Genomic DNA, 16,917 nt, shown 5'->3' on the forward strand with positions numbered 1-16,917 from the left:
GACTTCGCCGGCGCGCTACGTGACGCCATCCAGGCACGGGGCCTGGGACTGGAACGCATCCAGGAGCGGCTTCGCGCCGAGGGATATTCAGTGAGTCTCGCCACGTTGAGTTACTGGCAGACCGGACGCAGCCGTCCAGAGCGGCGTGAGTCCCTGGCCGCCCTCGCCGAGCTCGAGAAGATCCTGGAGGTCGAGCCGGGGTCCCTTGCCGCCCTCGTGGGGCCGCCGCGCCCGCGCGGCCGGCACCTGCACAAGAGCCAGGAGGCACCCGGCCTGGGTGCGTTCTGGTCCGAGCAGGACCTCATCACCGACCTGGCGCAGGGTGTCGACACCCGCTGGGACGAGCGACTGACCCGGCTCAGTCAGCACGACCGGGTCAACGTCGGGCCGGAGCGCGAGGAGGTCTCGTTCCTCGTCCGGCAGGTGTTACGGGCCGAGGCCGACGGCCCCGACCGGTATGTCGTGATCGTCCGCCTCGACGAGCTGGAGCACCCGCTCCCGCTGATCACCGCGGTCCGCAACTGCCGCCTGGGCCGGGTGGTCGAGCACGTGGAAAGCGCGTTTCTCCTGGCGGAGCTGCTCTTCGACCGCCCGCTCGCCAAGGGCGAGACGGTCATCACCGAACATGCGCTACATAATTATCCGCCGTTTCCGACCGCGACCAATTATGAGCGCAAGTTTCGGCTTCCGGTGCGTGAATACGTGCTCGAGGTGTGTTTCGACCCGGCAGCGCTGCCGCGGGCCGTCTATCAGTTCCAGCAGATGGACGGCCAGACCGAACAGGTGACCCCTAACGAGGTCGACGTGGGCAATTCAGTCCACGCGATCGCACTGGACTACGGCCCGGGTCGTTACGGGTTCCGATGGGACTGGGACTGAAGTTCCTGCTGCTCAGATCGTCTTGGGCAGCTGGGAACAACGGGGCGCCGGTGTGACCAGCGCCCCGCCTCTGTTCCCGGACATTACCGGCGTCACCATCTGAACGGCTGGGATGTCGCCGCGACGGTAAGGGTGGAACGCATGTGCCGCCTCCACAAGGAAGTCGTTTTCCTTGCCACCGACGTTAATGGCGGCACGCGATCGACCGGAAGATCTGTCCCCCGCTTAACAGTTAACCCTCGACCCCACCGCGCCGTTAACAGTTAAGTATTGGAAATAGACCGTTCACGAAGCGACCAAGCCCTCCGCCACCCCACCCCACCCGCAGCTCAGAGCCCGACGCCCCGGGGCGGCCCTGTTCCCCCGGTTATGTCGACTCGCTCCGCTCCCCGACATAACCGAAATTTCGGTTATGTCCGCGGCGCGGACATAACCGCGAGGCAACTGTCGAGGCCGACGCGATCCGCCACCCACCGAATGCGGCGCCCAGGCGCAGATCCCCATGATCCGGAAGACTTTTTGCTGCTATAACGACACAAACTCTTCCGGATCATGAGAACACCGCGCAGACCAACCACCGGACGCGGCGCACACGCGCAACCCCAGCCATCCGCCATCCTGAGGCCGGCCATCGAACTCGGCACCCAGGCACTGCCGCCAGATCCCCATGATCCGGAAGACCTTGTGCACCTATGACGACACAAACTCTTCCGGATCATGAGGACGCCGCGCAGACCGACCACCGGAAGCGGCGCACACGCGCAAACCCAGCCAGTGCGGGCGAGACCAAGCCATCCAGCCACCCCGAGGAAACCGGGGGCGCGGCGCCCAGCGCAGACGGCCCGAATCTCCATGATCCGGAAGACCCTGTGCACCTATGACGACACGAACTCTTCCGGATCATGGGAAGGGCGGAGGGTGAGCACCGGATGCGGCGCGCATGCGCGATCCCAGCCAGCGTGGCACGCGCGGCTGTGCGCCGCGGAGCGGCGCATTGGGGTGCGGGTGAGAATCCCCGCCGGGACCCGCCGCGGCAGCGGTGGGGCGGAAGCACAGCATTGGAGCCGGGCGGTCGCACCCGCCAACTTGTGCGACCGCCCGGGGAATGTGGGCCGTCGGGTCCGGCTGGCGCTGGGCTCGGTGGCGGCCGGGCCCAGCGCCAGGTTCCAGACGGCGTCTGCGGGTGCTGCGTGGGTCAGGACAGCCGCAGCCAGGCTGAGGCGTCCACGGGGAGTGTGCCGTCGGCGTTGAGCGGCACGCTGCTGACGAGCACCTCGCGGTGCGGCGGCAGCTGGGCCGGCGCCGTGCCGAGGTTGGTGACGTTGGCGAAGGTGTCGTCGCGGGCGAAGGCCAGGACGTCGGGCGCGGAGTCGAGCCACCGCATGGGGCCGTCGCCCAGGGAGGGCTCGGCGCGCCGGATGCGCAGCGCCTCGCGGTACAGCTCGAGGAACGACCCCTCGACGCCCTCCTGCGCGGCGACGGTCTTCGACGCCCAGGCGGCCGGCTGCGGCAGCCACGGCTGGCCGGAGGCGTCGGCGGGGCTGAAGCCGAAGGGGGCCGAGTCACCGGACCAGGGCAGCGGCACCCGGCAACCGTCGCGGCCGGGGTTGGTGCCGCCGGAGCGGTGGTACATCGGGTCCTCGCGGAGGGCGTCGTCGAGGTCCTCGACCTCCTCCAGGCCCAGCTCCTCGCCCTGGTACAGGTAGACCGCGCCGGGCAGCGACATGATGAGCAGCGCGGCGGCGCGGGCGCGGCGGCTGCCCAGCGCGAGGTCGGAGGGCACGTTGTAGCGCTTCTCGGCGAAGGAGAAGTTGGTCGACTCGCGGCCGAAGCGCGTGACCTCGCGGGTGACGTCGTGGTTGGACAGGACCCAGGTGGCCGGGGCGGAGACCGGCGCGTGCACCTCGAGGGTCATGTCGATCTCGTAGCGGAGCTTGTCCGCCTCCCACGGCGCGTTGAGGAACGCGAAGTTGAAGGCGGTGTGCAGCTCGTTGGGGGCCAGGTAGCGGGCGAAGGCCTCGTGGTCGGGCAGCCACACCTCGCCGATGAGGGCGCGGGGCGGCGTGTAGGTGTCGGAGATGCGCCGCCACGCCTGGTAGACGTCGTGGATGCCCTCGTTGTCCTCGTACTTGTCGCTGACGAGGGGGTCCTTGATGAGGACGGCGGCGGAGTCGATGCGGATGCCGTCGATGCCCCGGTCGAGCCAGAAGCGGACGATGTCCTCGAACTCGTCGCGGACCGCCGGGTGGTCCCAGTTGAAGTCGGGCTGCTCGGAGGCGAAGAGGTGCAGGTACCACTCGCCGTCGGGGACGCGGGTCCAGGCGGGGCCGCCGAAGATGGACTGCAGGTCGGTCGGCGGCTGCTCGCCTTCGGGGCCGCGTCCCTTGCGGAACCAGAAGAGGTCACGCTCGGGCGAGCCGGGCGAGGACGCGAGGGCCTTCTGGAACCAGGCGTGAGCGTCGGAGCAGTGGTTGGGCACGATGTCGCAGATGACCCGGATGCCGGCGGCGTGCGCCTCCTCGATCAGCTTCTCGGCCTCCGCGAGGGTGCCGAAGATCGGGTCGATGGCGCGGAAGTCGGCGACGTCGTAGCCACCGTCGGCGAGCGGGGACGGGTACCACGGCACGATCCAGATCGCGTCGACCCCGAGACCCGCCAGGTACGGCAGTCTGGATCGCAGGCCCGCCAGGTCGCCGACGCCGTCGCCGTTGCCGTCGGCGAAGCTGCGCAAGTAGACCTGGTAGATAGCGGCGCTGCGCCACCAAGCCTGGTGGTGTTGGTCGGCCACGTGGAACCTGCTTTCTCACACTCGGTGTTGCCTATGCCCGAAGGTGTTGCCTGTACACGACAAGGTGGATCTGACGAAGGGCTAGCCCTTCACGGCCCCTCCCAGTCCGGCGCCCGAGAGGAACAGTCGCTGGAAGGCGATGAAGAACACGACCGGGATGAGCGTCGAGATCGCGAGCGCCGCGAGGAACACGCCGAGGTCGGTCTGCGACGCGATGGCGGGCAGGCGCACCGACAGCGGCTGCTTGGACGGGTCCTTGAGCACGAGCATCGGCCAGAGGAAGTCCTTCCAGCTGGCGATCGTCGCGAACACCGACACCACGCCGAGGATGGGCTTGGACATCGGCAGGACGACCGACCAGAACAGCCGGAACGAGCTGGCGCCGTCGACCCTGGCGGCCTCGAACACCTCGCGGGGCAGGCCGTCGAAGAACCGGGTCATGAGCACGACGTTGAAGGCGCTCGCGCCGGACGGCAACCACACGGCGAGGAAGTTGTTGATGAGCGAGGTGCCGACCACGGGCGGGTTGAGGATCGTGAGGTACAGCGGCACGAGGAGCACGACGCTCGGCACGAACAGCGTGGCGATCACCAGGCCGTTGACGATCTTGCCCCAGGCGGGCCGCAGGACGGACAGCACGTAGCCGCCGGTGGTCGCGACGAGCATCTGGACGAACCACGAGCCGGCCGCGAGCCAGATCGTGTTGAGGAAGTAGTGGCTGATCTGGACGTCGTTCCACGCCTCGGAGATGTTCTCCAGCCGGACGCCGTGCGGGAAGATGGCCAGCGGCGTGCGGATGATGTCCTGCGTGGGCGTGATGGCGAACTTCGCCAGCAGCAGCATCGGCCCGACGCCGACCAGGAGGAGCAGGGCCATCAGGAGCCCGTGCAGGAGCGTCATGGTGCCGCGGATGCGCGGGTTCTGCCAGTCCTTCGCCGAGACGTAGCCGCGGGTGCCTTCCGGCTGCGCCTTCTTGGGCTTGCGCGCCTGCCGCCCGCTCAGGACGGCACCGCCCGGAGCCGCGACGGCCGTCCGGATCGACCCGCCCGCGTCCGCCCGGTGCCTGGAGGGATCGGTGACGGTCATGGTGCTCCTCTTCCCCTCGGAACTGTGCTGACCGGTCATGACTTGCTCCAGCCGGACGTGAGCTTGAAGTACACCAGCGACAGGATCGCCAGGAACGTGGCGAGCAGGACGGACAGGGCGGTCGCGGCGCCGTAGTTCCCGCCCAGGGAACGGCCGAACGCGTAGTCGTAGATCATGAGCAGGATCGTGATGGTGGCGTTGGCCGGGCCACCGCCGGTGAACAGGTAGGGCTCAAGGAACACCTGCACGGTACCGATGATCTGCAGGATGAACGTGATGAGCAGGACGCCGCGCAGCTGCGGCATGCTCACGTGCCACACCTTGCGCCAGATGCCGGCCCCGTCGACCTCGGCGGCGTCGTACAGCTCGTCCGGGACGCTCAGCAGCGCGGCCAGGTAGATGATCACGGTTCCGCCGGCGGCGGCCCAGGTCGCTTCGAGCACGAGCGACGGCATGACGAGCGTCGTGTCGGACAGCCAGGAGTACGGGCCGAGCCCGACGTACCCGAGGATCGTGTTGAACACGCCGTCCTGGGAGCCGTCGTAGAAGAACTTCCACAGCAGCACCGCGACGACCGGCGGCACCACGACAGGAAGGTAGGCGAGCACCGAGAACACGCCCTTGCGCTTGCGGACCGAGCTCATCAGCACCGCGGCCACGAGCGGGATCGGGTAGCCGAAGATCAGGGCGAGGAGCGCGAAGTACAGCGTGTTGAGAATCGCCGTGGGCAGGTCGGGATCGGTGAGCACGAACTCGAAGTTCTTCCAGCCGACCCACGTCGGGTCGCCGACGAGGTTCGTCTTCTGGAAGCTCATGACGATCGACCGGACGATCGGCCACCACGAGAAGATGCCGAAGACGATCAGCAGCGGCAGCGCGAACAGGACCGAGCTCAGCCCACCCCGCTGGACCCAGGTGACCGGGCTGCGCCGGCGGACCTGCCGGGTCACCTCACCGGTCTGCCGCAGAGCGCCGGGTGCACTCACGACCACATCACTCCTCGTCCTGGTTTCGGGGGCAGAGCCCCCGGTGTGGGCCGCGATGTTCCCACGGCCCACACCTTGCGGGTTTGTCTGTCGGTGGAGCGAGGATCAGCCGGCGGCGTCGATGGCGCGCTGCGCCTTCGTGTTGGCGTCGGCGAGGAGCTGGTCGATGTTGGCGTCCTTGTTGGTGAGGACGGCCTGGACGACCGAGTCGAGCGCCTTGTAGACGTCCTGCGTGGCGATGGCCGGCTCGTTGACGAGCTTGGCGTCGAAGACCTTGGTGGTGAAGCCGGTCATCTGGTCCAGCGGCACGTTGACGTACGACTTGATCCAGTCCTGGTAGGTCTGGTACTGCTGCTGCGAGAAGATGGGCAGCTCAGGGGTACCGACGGGCTGCTTGCTCGCAACCTGGATCTCGGCGTTCTTCTTCGCGGCGTCCTGGTTGGTGTACTTGCGCAGGTAGTGGTAGTCGATCCACTTGACCGCCGCGGCCTTCTCGTTGGCGGTGGCCTTGTTGGACACGGCCGCCATGGTGCCGCCGCCGAGCACGCCCGCGTCGCCGCCGGTGAGCGGGATCATCGTGAGGCCGTACTGCTTCGGGTTGATGTTGTTCGTCTGCACGAGGCTCGTGTAGACGTCCTGGCCCGAGGTGTACATGCCGACCTTGCCGGCGGCGAACGCCTGGTTGATGCCGGTCCAGTCGTAGTCGAAGTTGGCGCCCATGGCGTTGTCGGTCCAGCGCAGGTCCTTCAGGAACTGCAGCGAGGCCTTGGTGGCGTCGTTGGTGAGGGTGGCCTTCTTGCCGTCCTCGAGGCGACCGCCGCGGGCGTAGGTGTCGACCGTCAGCTGCCAGCCACCGGTCGCGTCCTTCGCCATCTGGGCGAAGCCGGCCACGCCGGGGTTCTTGGTCGCGATCGCCTTGGCGGCGGTGCGGACCTCGTCCCAGGTCGTCGGCGGCTTGTTGGGGTCGAGACCCGCGGAGGTGAACAGGTCACGGTTGTAGTGCAGGCCGACCGCGTAGACGCTCTTCGCGGGGATGGCGTAGGTGTGACCGTCCGGGCCCTGGCCGTACTGGAGCAGGTTCTTGTTGAAGTTGGCAGCGTAGGAGAGGCTGCTCAGCGACGACTGCATGTCGGCGATCTGGCCGTTGGCGATCAGCGTCTTCGCGTCGGTGAAGGGGATCTCGAACACCGTCGGCAGCGTGCCACCCGCGAGGTCGGCCGCGAACGTGGTGGCCTTCCACTCGTAGTCCTTGGTCTTGACCGTGATGTTCGGGTTTTCCTTCTGGAAGTCCGCCACCTCGGCCGCGAGCGCCTGCTGCGCCTCGGGCTTCGCGCCGGGGAGCAGACCCACGACGTTGAGCGTGACGGCGGCGTTGGTGTCGGCGCTTTCCTTCTTGTCGTCGCCGCACGCGGTAAGCGTGCTGGTGAGCGCCAGCGCACCCGCGACGGCCAGCGCCATCGTGGTACGTGAGTACTTCATCGTCGCTCCTTGTTTGGGGTGTGGAGAAGTTCCGGCCCTGCACTGACTGGGCCGATCGATCGGGGCTGTGCGGGGCGGGCCGGGGCGTCCTACCTGGACCGCTCCGCACGGATGCGCAGCATGGGGTCGGCTGCCGGTATGCACTCGTTCGTCAGGTGCGTTGCTGTTCGGTTTCCGTCACATCGCGTCGGCGTTTCCGCCTGGCGTAGGCAAGAGATTAGGCTCACTCGCCACAAGAAGTCCATGGGCCGTTGCAAAATTTTAATGATCCACTGGCAGTCGCTTGCATGGACTCGCTCCCATGGTCCGTGGACTTGCACGAAAGCGGCCGAAAGCGCGCAGCGAAGGCCAGATGTCGTTGACCGCACGCGATCGCAGGATCGCGGTGCGCAGCGGACACCTACTTGCGGACACCACGAAAGAGCGCCACGACTCCGTGCAGGAGTCGTGGCGCTGCGCTGAAACCGGGAGGAACTACGCGGCCGAGGCCGCCTTCGTCGCCTTGGGCGCGGGCACCTTGAGCGCGCCGGTGGAGCCCCGCACGACCAGCTCCGGCTCGAAGAGCATCTCCTCGGTCGGCACCAGCGTGCCGGCCACCTGGCTCACCAGGAGGGTGACGGCGGCCTGCCCCATCGCCTGGATGGGCTGGCGGACGGTGGTCAGCGGCGGGTCGGTGCAGTTCATGAACAGCGAGTCGTCGAAGCCGACCACGGAGATGTCGTCGGGGACCTCGCGGCCCAGCCGGCGGGCCGCCCGGATCGCGCCCAGCGCCTGCACGTCGCTGGCGCAGATGATGCCGGTGACGCCGTGCTTGATGAGCCGCGTGGCACCGGCCCGGCCACCCTCCATGGAGAAGATGACCCGCTCGACGTCCTCGGCGTTGACCGTGTCGCTGTACTGCGCGGCCGCCTCGAAGGCGGTCAGCTTGCGGTTGGACGGGGCGTGGTCGGCGGGGCCGAGGATCAGCCCGATCCGCTTGTGCCCGAGCGACACCAGGTGGTTGAACGCCTGGTCCACGGCGTGCCCGTCGTCGACCGACACGCGCGGGAAGCCCAGGTCGTCGATCGCGGCGTTGACCAGCACGGCGGGCAGGCCGCGCTCGTGCAGCCGGTGGTAGTGCTCGTGCTCCGCGGCGGCCTGATGGTAGAGCCCGCCGCAGAAGATGATGCCGGACACGTGCTGGTCCAGCAGCATCTCGACGTAGTCGGCCTCCGAGACGCCGTCCGCGGTCCGGGTGCACAGCACCGGCGTGAAGCCGCGCTTGGACAGCGCGCCGGCGACCACCTCGGCGAACGCCGGGAAGATCGGGTTCTGCAGTTCGGGCAGCACCAGCCCCACGAGGCGGGCGCGCTCGCCGCGCAGTTTCGTCGGGCGTTCGTAGCCCAGGACGTCGAGCGCGGTGAGCACAGCGGTGCGGGTAGCGTCGGAGATGCCGGGCTTGCCGTTGAGCACCCGACTCACGGTCGCCTCGCTCACGCCGGCGTACTTCGCCACCTCAGCGAGTCGTCGAGTCATGCCCGCAAGCGTAGTGCATGACTACGCAATTTTTTGCACGATGTCGCCCACCCAACCCCGGGAACACCGATCATGCGGCTGCGGCCACCGGAAAACCGGTACAAAGGCCGCAGCCGCAGCAGCGATCAGCCAGCAAGCGCGATGGAGATCTTCCCGGCGCCGTAGCCGGAGACGTCGACGATCAGGTCGAGCCGCCGCCCCAGCGCCAGCAGCCAGTTCACCGCGTCGGTCGGCGCCTTCTCGCCCGGCAGGAACGTCTGGTACAGCTTCAGGCGCGGCACGCCCTCGCGGTTGAGCAGACCGGCGAGGATGTTGCACACCTCGATGGCGTTCTCGCCGATCATCTTGGAGATCTCGTTGTCCTCGATGCATGCCTCGGCCCCACCAGGGGGGATCAGGCCGATCGCGGCGCCCGTGTAGGCGGTGAGCCCGAAGTCCATCCCGATCACGGCGAGCAGCTGCGAGCGTTCGTCGGTGTACAGGGCGACCAGGGTCTTGGGAACGTCGGCGGCTCGGAGGGGCTCGGCCGGGTTGACCTGGACCGGCCGGCCGAGAAGGTCGTCAAAGAGATCCTTGACGGCCTTGGGAACGGGCAAAACATGCGACATGGCTCAAATCATCCCAAAATTGGGTCGAGTGCGTCCTTGAATGTGTCCGCTGTGAACGGCTTGGTGACCAGAAACAGTGCCCCCGCGTCCTCGGCGGCCTGTCGCATCTCGGGCGTGCCCTCCGAGGTCACGAAGCCGAACGGCACCTGGTCGCCGTTGGCCCGCAGCATCCGCAGCACCTCGACACCGGTCAGGTGCGGCATGTTCCAGTCCGACAGCACCAGGTCCGGTTTCTCCGACACGGCCTTGTCGAACGCCTCCTGCCCGTCGCACGCCTCGACCAGGTCGTGGCCCTCGTAGCCGGCCTGCCGGAGGGTCCGCGTCACGATCTGCCGCATGACCCGGCTGTCGTCGGCGATCAGAATCTTCATGCCATTGCTCCAGCGAGATCGGTGGTGCTTTCCAGAACGGTCACGGTGACCGACTCGTCCATCCAGGTGCCTTCGAGGTGACACACCTCGGTCACGTGCGGGTAGCGGCCCTGCGTCCCCTCGACGTGCACGTGCGGCAGCGACAGCGCGCTGGGCTCCGGCAGAAGGCTCTTCACGTTGCCGCCGATGATGTTCGCCAGCTCGCCGAGGGCGTCGGCGACGTCCTCCTCCGCCACGTCGTCGAAGTCGATGCCCAGCAGCGCCGCCGCGACGTTCCTGGACGCCGCGTCGGAGCAGCTGACCAGGACGTGGCCCCGCCAGGCGCCCGTGACGGACACCGAGGCCGTGACGTCGGCCTGGTGCTTGTCGGCGGGGAACGGCACGAGCGGGCTGGCGCCGTCCAGGTCGAGATAGGAGGACCAGACCTGTTCGGCGATGACCTTCAGGTCATCCTCGGTTGGGTTCGTCATGCTGCGACTCCGTTCGGGACGAGGCCGAGCAGCGCCAGCTTGTCGATGATCGCGTCCGGTGTGAACGGCTTGATCACGTACTCGTGCGCGCCCGATGCGAGGGCCCGCACGATCTGGCTCTGTTCGCTCTCCGTCGTGACCATCATCAACGTCATCCCGCGCAGGCGGGGTTCGGCGCGGACCGCGGTCACGAACTCCAGCCCGTTCATCTCGGGCATGTTCCAGTCGACCAGCGCCAAGCCGGGGATCTCGCCGTCACCGTCGAGAACGTTGGCCGTGAGGTAGTCCATCGCCTCTTGGCCGTTGCCCGCCTCGACCACATCGAAGCCGAGCTGTGCCACGATCCGCTTCAAGATGAGGCGCATCGCGCGCGAATCGTCGATCACCATGGTGAGCATCTGGCGTCACCCCTTTCCTACTGCGCTCACGGAAGCGGCGGTCTTCGGTGCGGTCCGCAGCTTGTAGGCGGACGTCCTGCCGGCGACCACCCGTTCGAATCTGTCGTCGATGCCGATCGTGGTCTCGGCCGAGCCGAGAAAGAGCCAGCCGTCGGGTCGCAGCGTGCCGGCGACCCGCTGCAGGACGGTCCGCTTCGTCTGGACGTCGAAATAGATCAACACGTTGCGGATGAACACGATGTCGAACGGGCCCATGGAGGGAAACGGCGCGGCCAGGTTGAGCCGGCGGAACGACACGTTCTTGCGCAACGACTGCGCGACCTGCCAGTGCGCGCCGTTGCGCTCGAAGTGCTTCACTAGCAGCGGCGCCGGCAGTCCCCGGTTGACCTCCAGCTGGGAGTACTGGCCGGCCTCGGCGCGGGTCAGCATCTCGGTGGAGATGTCGGTGCCGATGATGTCGAAGGACCAGCCGGGCGGCAGGTTGTCCTGCAGCACCATCGCGATCGTGTACGGCTCCTGGCCGCTGGAGCTCGCCGCCGACCAGACCTTGATCGAGCGGGTGGAGGCGCGGCGTACCAGCAGATCCGGCAGCACGGTGTCGACGAGCTGCTTGAAGGGCTCGCCGTCGCGGAAGAACGACGTCTCGTTGGTGGTGAGCGCATCGACGATCTTGCGGTGCACCTCGGGCTCGGGCCGCTGCTGGGCGCGGGCGACGAACTCCGACACGCTCGGCAGGCCGGACTGCCTGGCCAGCGGCAGCAGGCGGGCCTCCACCAGGTACTCCTTGCCCGCCTCGAGCACGATTGCCGCGTCGCGCCGAACGAGGCCGCTGATGAAGGCGAACTCCTGGGCAGTCAATGTCATCGGGTCACCTCCATGGATTTCGCACCCCGGCCTCCGGCCGTACGGCTGATGAGATGGTTGGCGATCTCGCCCAGCGGCAGGACGGCGTGTGCGAGCCCCGCCGTCGCCACCGCGCCGGGCATGCCCCAGACGACCGAGGTCGCCTCGTCCTGCACGACGATCTCCGCGCCGGCCGTCCGCAGCTGCTCGGCGCCCCTCTTCCCGTCCTGTCCCATCCCGGTGAGGATGATCGCGAGGGTCGCGCCGCCGTACGTCTTCGCCACCGAGCGGAACAGCACGTCCACGGCGGGCCTGCAGAAATTCTCCGGCGGGCCGGTGTTGAGCTTGGTGATCACCTCGGTGCCGCGGCGGTGCACCTCCAGGTGGAAGTCGCCGGGAGCGATGTAGACCGTGCCGGGCCGGACGGCCATGTCGCCGGTCGCCTCCACGACCGTCAGCGCGGCGGTGCGGTCGAGCCGGTCGGCGAACATCTTGGTGAACACCGGCGGCATGTGCTGCACCACGACCACCGGCACCGGCAGGTTCGCCGGCAGCGCCCGCACGACGGTCGTCAGCGCGTCGGGCCCGCCGGTGGAGCAGCCGATCGTGACGACCTCGACCCGGTCCGACCGCGGCGCGGTGCGCGTCGGCAGCGAGGTGGGCGGCGCGGTCGCCGAAGCGCGGGTCGTGGTGGGCAGGGCGTTGCCGCCGGGGCGGGCGAGCGGCGGTGCGACCGCGGTGCCGGCGCCGAAGACGCGCGTGTTGGGCCCGATGTTGGGCCCGATGCCGATCGGTGGCCGCGCCGGGGCGAGCGTGGAGCGCCGGCCGCCGCCGCACAGGGCGTGGATCCGCGGGATGATCTGCTCGCGGACCGACCGGATGCTCTCCGCGACGCTGCCGACGTTGGCCGGCTTGGTCACGTAGTCGCTGGCGCCCGCGGACAGCGCGTCCAGGGTCGCCGTCGCGCCCGCCGCCGTCAGCGTGCTGAACATGATGACCGGGAGCCGGGCGTACAGGGCGCGGATCGCGCGCAGCGTCTCGAGACCGTCCATGATCGGCATCTCGATGTCCAGGGTCACCAGGTCGGGGCGGAGCTGCTCGATCTTGGTCAGTGCCACCTTGCCGTTGGGGGCGGTGCCGACCACGCGGATCTCCGGGTCGTCGCTGAGCGCGTCGGTGATCAGACGCCGGACGACGACCGAGTCGTCCACCACCAGAACCGAGATCACGCGCCCTTGCCTCCAGCACCGGGGGCCTCACGAAAGCGAAGCCCGTCACGTTCCAGCGGGCTAATCGGCGGTGCTCTGGGGACGATGAGGGAAATTCCAAAAGAACCGCCCCGGCCCGGAGCAAACCGGGCAGGGGCGATGTTTGAGCCGGAGAAGGCCGGTCAACAGGGACCGGTTGTCAGACGGACAGCGGGCCCATCGCGGTGAAGTACGGGTCGAGCAGGCGGCGCGCCGTGCTGGAGTCCAGCAGGTCGCGGACCATGAGCGCCTGGACGGCGCCGCTGAGCAGGTTCCATACCCCGCCGGCCCGGTCGCTGACCGGCACGCCGGAGCGGTCCAGGGCCTGCACGAGCAGCAGCTGCGCGGCCGCGCCGGCGCGGACCCGGCCGGAGAGGAAGACGGCCCACGACGCGGAGTGCACGGCCGGCGCCCAGTCGGTCAGGCCGGGGCGCGAGGTGTCGGTGACCTTGTTGAGCTGGCGGATCTCCGTGGCCGACAGCGAGCCGACGCGGGTCAGCAGCTGGCGCAGCTCGTCGCCCTGCGGGCCGAGGTCGTGCTCCGGCTCGGGCAGCGCGCGCAGCGCGGCGGCGTACGGGGCGCTCAGCCGGCGCCGCGACTCGTCGGTCAGCAGCTCCCGCAGGTAGGCGGCCGCGGCGGCATCGGACAGCACGCCGGTGGCCTTGCTCGCGACCTCGCTCTGCCGCTGCCGCGGGGCGCGCACCTGCGGGGTCGGCATCGTCGCCTGCGGGGGACGGTTGCCCCAGGTCCAGTCGAGGATGTCGTACCGCAGGCAGTGCAGCAGCCCGTCGAGGGTGCCGAGCGGCGCGCGCTCGACGACGGTGAGCGCACCGGCGTCGGCGTTCACCGCGCGGCGCTCCTGAGCGGCGGCGTCGACGTCACGCCACAGGTCGACACGGTCCCAGTCGTCGTCGGCACGCGCCGACGCGACCGCGTCAAGGTCACTCTGAGTGAGCGAGAGTCCGCGAAGCAGCACATCGGCCGCGGCCGATCCGCCCTGCAGACGGGAGAGGTCGAAGCCGAGAACGGGGGCGCTAACCAGGCTGTACATGGCAACTAGTCTGCAACGCACCTGCACCCCGGTCTGTCAGCCAAAAGGGTCGCGGGCGGGGTCCTGCGAGCGTACCCCGCCCGGCCCGGTCAGATCTTGAACCGTGCGACGAGCGCGCGCATCTCACTCGACATGCGGGACAGATCAGAAGCCGCCCGTTGCGCCTCCGCTACGTTGAGTGACGTGTTCTGCGTTGCGGCGGCGACCGTGGAGACGTTCGTGGCGATCTCGACGGAGCCGGTGGCGGCCTCGCTGACGCTGCGGTTCATCTCGTTGGTCGTGGCCGTCTGCTCCTCGACCGCCGAGGCGATCGTGAGCTGGTAGTCGTTGATCCGCGAGATGATCTGGCTGATCTCGCCGATCGCGGCGACCGCGCCGGTGGTGTCGGCCTGGATCGCCTCGACCCGCCGGGAGATGTCCTCGGTCGCCCGGGCCGTCTCCTGCGCCAGGTCCTTGACCTCGTTGGCGACGACGGCGAAGCCCTTGCCGGCCTCCCCCGCCCGGGCCGCCTCGATGGTCGCGTTGAGCGCGAGCAGGTTCGTCTGCTCGGCGATCGAGGTGATCACCTTGACGACGTTGCCGATCTCCGTGGAGGACTCGCCGAGCCGGGCGACCGCCTGGTTCGTCGACTCGGCCGCCATCACGGCCTGCGAGGCGACCTTCGCCGCCTCGCTGGCGTTCTGCGCGATCTCGCGGATCGACAGCCCCATCTCGTCGGCGCCGGCGGCGACGGTCTGCACGTTGCGCGACACCTGCTCGGCCGCGGCGGCGACGAGGTTCGCCTGGTCACTGGCTTCGCCGGTGCCGCTGGCGATCTGCGCGCTGACCCCGGTGAGCTCGCCGGCGGACGACGCGAGCGACGAGGCGGTGTGGTCCATCGTCTGCACGGTCGTGCGCATGCTCTCGGTGGCCTTGTTGAGCGCCTCGGCCATGACGCCGACCTCGTCGGTGGACGTGACCTCGACCCGGTGGCTCAGGTCGCCGGCGGCGACGGCGCCGAGCACGTCGGCGACCCGCCGCAGCGGCCGCACGACCAGCGAGGTCACCCACAGGCCGACGCCGAAGGCCGCGATCAGCCCGAGCACGGCCGCGCCGATCATCATCATCCGGGCGGCCTCGTAGTTGTCCTGGGCGGCCGCCCGCCACTGGTCGGCCTCGGCGATCTCGGTCGCCTGCAGCTTGTCGATCAGCTGCTGGGCCCTGACGATCTGCGGGGTGGCCTTGGCCGCGGCGATCTTCACGTAGAGGTCCAGCCGGCCGGCGTTGGCGGCGGGCACCATCTCGGTGTCGCGCACTGTCGCGTAGATCTTCATCGCCTCGGCGACCGCGTTGGCGTCGGCGGCCCGGTCGGCCGCGGCGCCCGCGTTGTACCGGCCGATCGCCGCCGTGACGCTCGCCGCGGCGGCCTTCTGCTGGTCGGGTGACAGCGCCGCGAGGGTGTCGGTGATGCCGTCGCGGATGTCGGACAGGGCGGCGAACTGCGCGCTCTTCGCGGTGACCTTGCGGGTGGTCGCGTTGGCGTCGCTGAGTCCCTGGAGCCCGCCGACGGTCATCGCGATCATCGCGAGGCCGGCCAGGACGATGGCGCTGAGCACCTTCGTCCGCACCCCGCGGTTGGTGAACCAGCTCATGGACTATTCCTCGCGGTTGCCGGAGCCGGGCTGGCTGGTGTTGACGGCCTTCGTGGTGTCCAGCGCGAGCAGCAGCCGGCCGTCGAGCTTGAACGCGCCGGTGATGAGGTGCCGGCTCGGGCCGTGCAGCGTGTCCGGCGGCGGCTCGAACGTGTCGTCCTGCAGCGTGACGACCTCGCCGATCCGGTCGACCAGGAGCGAGACGGACTCCTCCTCGGTCTTCACGATCACGTTCATCGCCGGCTCGGCGCTCTTCGTGCGGGGCGGCAGCCCGAGCTGCACCCGCAGGTCGACCGCGGCGATCACCTGACCGCGGAGGTTGAACAGCCCGCCGACCGACTCCGGGGCGAGCGGCACGGGGGTGTACTGGTCGAAGGAGAGGACCTCCTGCACCTTGGCGACGTCGAGCCCGAAGAGCTGGTCGGCGACCTCGAAGGTGGCGTACTGGCGGCTGGCCATGGTCAGGCTCCGGCGTGCTGGTAGGTGTAGTCGGCACTGGCGTCCGACTGGTACGGGTCGTAGGGGTCGGTCGAGGTGTCGATCTTCGTGTGGAAGAGCGGGTCGGCGGCGAGGATGGCGCGGCGGACGTCGAGGAGCTCGGTGACGCGTTGCTGGATGACGGCGGAGCCGAGCAGCCCGTCGTCGCCGAAGTCGCGACGGGAGTCGTCGAGGCCTTCCTCGACGATGTCGAGGATCTTCTCCACGGCGAGGGCGACGGACCGGCCGTTCTCGGTGTAGACCACGACCGGCACGGTCGGCCCGGACTCCGTCTCGTACGCGCCGAGCATGTGCGACAGCCGCAGCACGGGAAGGATCTGGTCGCGGTACTGCACGACCTCCCGGCTCCCGGTCCGCTCGATCCGCTCGACCGGGAACTCCTCCAGGCGCGTGACCATGTCCAGGGGGATCGCGACCCGCCGGTCACCGACACCGGCGATGAGGAGCCGGTCGCCGTTGCCGCCGCCGCGGCGCACGGTGGTGTCGCTGTCGGTCCGTTCCGCGCCGGCGGCGAGGTGCGCCCGCCGGGCGAGGGAGGCGACGTCGAGGATCAGCGCGACGCGGCCATCGCCGAGGAGCGTGGCGCCGGCGTACGTGCCGATGTCCTTGAACCTGGACGTGAGCGGCTTGACCACGACCTCTTCGGTGTTGAGCACCCGGTCCACCACCAGGCCGAAGCGCTTGCCCTCCGCCTGCAGCACCGCGACGTAGACGTCCTTGTTGTGGTCGCCGTCCCGGTGCAGCCCGAGGGTGTCGTCGAGGTAGACGAGCGGCAGGAGCTTGCCGCGCAACCGGTAGACGGGGGCGTCCATCGCGTGCTCGACGACGCGCCCGGACTGCCCGTCGAGGTAGACGAGCTCGTGCACGGCGACCTGGGGGATGACGTAGCGTTCCTCGCCGCACTCGATCGTGAGCGCCTGGATGATGGCGAGGGTCAACGGGATCGTGAGGCGCCAGGTGGTGCCCTTACCGACCACCGAGTCGACGTCGACCGCACCACCGATGCGCTCGATGTTGGTCTTCACCACATCCATACCCACACCACGACCGGACACGTTCGTGACCGC

The 16,917-nt window shown here is 69.0% G+C and carries 16 protein-coding genes; 1 reads left to right on the top strand and 15 read right to left on the bottom strand.

Going from position 1 to position 16,917, the window contains the following annotated elements:
* Positions 1-90: 90 nt before the first annotated feature.
* Positions 91-879, top strand: a complete 789-nt coding sequence (locus AB0J72_RS55885) for a hypothetical protein (RefSeq protein ID WP_344515621.1) — start codon at positions 91-93, stop codon at positions 877-879.
* Positions 880-2,074: 1,195 nt separating this feature from the next.
* Here AB0J72_RS55885 and AB0J72_RS55890 read toward each other — a convergent pair.
* From AB0J72_RS55890 to AB0J72_RS55960, 15 genes are all read right to left on the bottom strand, one after another.
* Positions 2,075-3,667, bottom strand: coding sequence for an alpha-amylase family glycosyl hydrolase (locus AB0J72_RS55890; protein ID WP_363416477.1), 1,593 nt, complete (start codon positions 3,665-3,667; stop codon positions 2,075-2,077).
* An 81-nt stretch (positions 3,668-3,748) separates the two neighbouring features.
* Positions 3,749-4,753 (bottom strand): carbohydrate ABC transporter permease, encoded by a 1,005-nt coding sequence (locus AB0J72_RS55895; RefSeq protein WP_363416479.1) that lies wholly within the window; start codon positions 4,751-4,753, stop codon positions 3,749-3,751.
* Positions 4,754-4,788: 35 nt separating this feature from the next.
* Complete coding sequence (locus AB0J72_RS55900) at positions 4,789-5,739, bottom strand: sugar ABC transporter permease (protein WP_363416482.1); 951 nt, start codon at positions 5,737-5,739, stop codon at positions 4,789-4,791.
* Between the two features lie 105 nt (positions 5,740-5,844).
* A complete protein-coding gene (locus tag AB0J72_RS55905) occupies positions 5,845-7,218 on the bottom strand; it encodes an extracellular solute-binding protein (protein ID WP_363416485.1) in 1,374 nt (457 codons plus the stop codon).
* A 474-nt stretch (positions 7,219-7,692) separates the two neighbouring features.
* Complete coding sequence (locus AB0J72_RS55910) at positions 7,693-8,733, bottom strand: LacI family DNA-binding transcriptional regulator (RefSeq protein WP_360574116.1); 1,041 nt, start codon at positions 8,731-8,733, stop codon at positions 7,693-7,695.
* A 125-nt stretch (positions 8,734-8,858) separates the two neighbouring features.
* Positions 8,859-9,341: a hypothetical protein gene (locus AB0J72_RS55915; RefSeq protein ID WP_344515608.1), complete on the bottom strand. Its 483-nt coding sequence runs from the start codon at positions 9,339-9,341 to the stop codon at positions 8,859-8,861.
* Positions 9,342-9,349: 8 nt separating this feature from the next.
* Complete coding sequence (locus AB0J72_RS55920; protein ID WP_344515606.1) at positions 9,350-9,712, bottom strand: response regulator; 363 nt, start codon at positions 9,710-9,712, stop codon at positions 9,350-9,352.
* On the bottom strand, positions 9,709-10,182 hold the full coding sequence (locus AB0J72_RS55925) for a chemotaxis protein CheX (protein WP_363416490.1): 474 nt from the start codon (positions 10,180-10,182) through the stop codon (positions 9,709-9,711). Before AB0J72_RS55925 ends, AB0J72_RS55920 begins: the two co-directional genes overlap by 4 nt.
* Positions 10,179-10,580 (bottom strand): response regulator, encoded by a 402-nt coding sequence (locus AB0J72_RS55930; protein WP_327008657.1) that lies wholly within the window; start codon positions 10,578-10,580, stop codon positions 10,179-10,181. Before AB0J72_RS55930 ends, AB0J72_RS55925 begins: the two co-directional genes overlap by 4 nt.
* Positions 10,581-10,586: 6 nt before the next feature.
* The gene (locus AB0J72_RS55935) at positions 10,587-11,444 is read right to left on the bottom strand and encodes a protein-glutamate O-methyltransferase CheR (protein WP_344515600.1); all 858 of its coding nucleotides are present in this window, start codon (positions 11,442-11,444) and stop codon (positions 10,587-10,589) included.
* Positions 11,441-12,652, bottom strand: a complete 1,212-nt coding sequence (locus tag AB0J72_RS55940) for a chemotaxis response regulator protein-glutamate methylesterase (RefSeq protein WP_363416494.1) — start codon at positions 12,650-12,652, stop codon at positions 11,441-11,443. Before AB0J72_RS55940 ends, AB0J72_RS55935 begins: the two co-directional genes overlap by 4 nt.
* 178 nt (positions 12,653-12,830) lie before the next feature.
* Positions 12,831-13,721, bottom strand: coding sequence for a hypothetical protein (locus tag AB0J72_RS55945; protein WP_363416496.1), 891 nt, complete (start codon positions 13,719-13,721; stop codon positions 12,831-12,833).
* Positions 13,722-13,810: 89 nt separating this feature from the next.
* Positions 13,811-15,352, bottom strand: a complete 1,542-nt coding sequence (locus tag AB0J72_RS55950) for a methyl-accepting chemotaxis protein (RefSeq protein ID WP_363416499.1) — start codon at positions 15,350-15,352, stop codon at positions 13,811-13,813.
* Positions 15,353-15,355: 3 nt separating this feature from the next.
* Positions 15,356-15,811, bottom strand: a complete 456-nt coding sequence (locus AB0J72_RS55955; protein WP_344515592.1) for a chemotaxis protein CheW — start codon at positions 15,809-15,811, stop codon at positions 15,356-15,358.
* 2 nt (positions 15,812-15,813) lie between these two features.
* Positions 15,814-16,917 (bottom strand): chemotaxis protein CheW (locus AB0J72_RS55960; RefSeq protein ID WP_363416502.1); only part of this gene is annotated, 1,104 nt, incomplete at its 5' end.

It is taken from the genome of Dactylosporangium sp. NPDC049742 (assembly GCF_040674675.1).
Taxonomy (GTDB): Bacteria; Actinomycetota; Actinomycetes; order Mycobacteriales; family Micromonosporaceae; genus Dactylosporangium; species Dactylosporangium maewongense.

Coding starts and splice junctions, on each gene's coding strand:
- AB0J72_RS55895 (WP_363416479.1), bottom strand. CDS start 4,753: ATGACCGTCACCGATCCCTCCAGGCACCGGGCGGACGCGGGCGGGTCG.
- AB0J72_RS55905 (WP_363416485.1), bottom strand. CDS start 7,218: ATGAAGTACTCACGTACCACGATGGCGCTGGCCGTCGCGGGTGCGCTG.
- AB0J72_RS55910 (WP_360574116.1), bottom strand. CDS start 8,733: ATGACTCGACGACTCGCTGAGGTGGCGAAGTACGCCGGCGTGAGCGAG.
- AB0J72_RS55915 (WP_344515608.1), bottom strand. CDS start 9,341: ATGTCGCATGTTTTGCCCGTTCCCAAGGCCGTCAAGGATCTCTTTGAC.
- AB0J72_RS55920 (WP_344515606.1), bottom strand. CDS start 9,712: ATGAAGATTCTGATCGCCGACGACAGCCGGGTCATGCGGCAGATCGTG.
- AB0J72_RS55925 (WP_363416490.1), bottom strand. CDS start 10,182: ATGACGAACCCAACCGAGGATGACCTGAAGGTCATCGCCGAACAGGTC.
- AB0J72_RS55930 (WP_327008657.1), bottom strand. CDS start 10,580: ATGCTCACCATGGTGATCGACGATTCGCGCGCGATGCGCCTCATCTTG.
- AB0J72_RS55935 (WP_344515600.1), bottom strand. CDS start 11,444: ATGACATTGACTGCCCAGGAGTTCGCCTTCATCAGCGGCCTCGTTCGG.
- AB0J72_RS55945 (WP_363416496.1), bottom strand. CDS start 13,721: ATGTACAGCCTGGTTAGCGCCCCCGTTCTCGGCTTCGACCTCTCCCGT.
- AB0J72_RS55950 (WP_363416499.1), bottom strand. CDS start 15,352: ATGAGCTGGTTCACCAACCGCGGGGTGCGGACGAAGGTGCTCAGCGCC.
- AB0J72_RS55955 (WP_344515592.1), bottom strand. CDS start 15,811: ATGGCCAGCCGCCAGTACGCCACCTTCGAGGTCGCCGACCAGCTCTTC.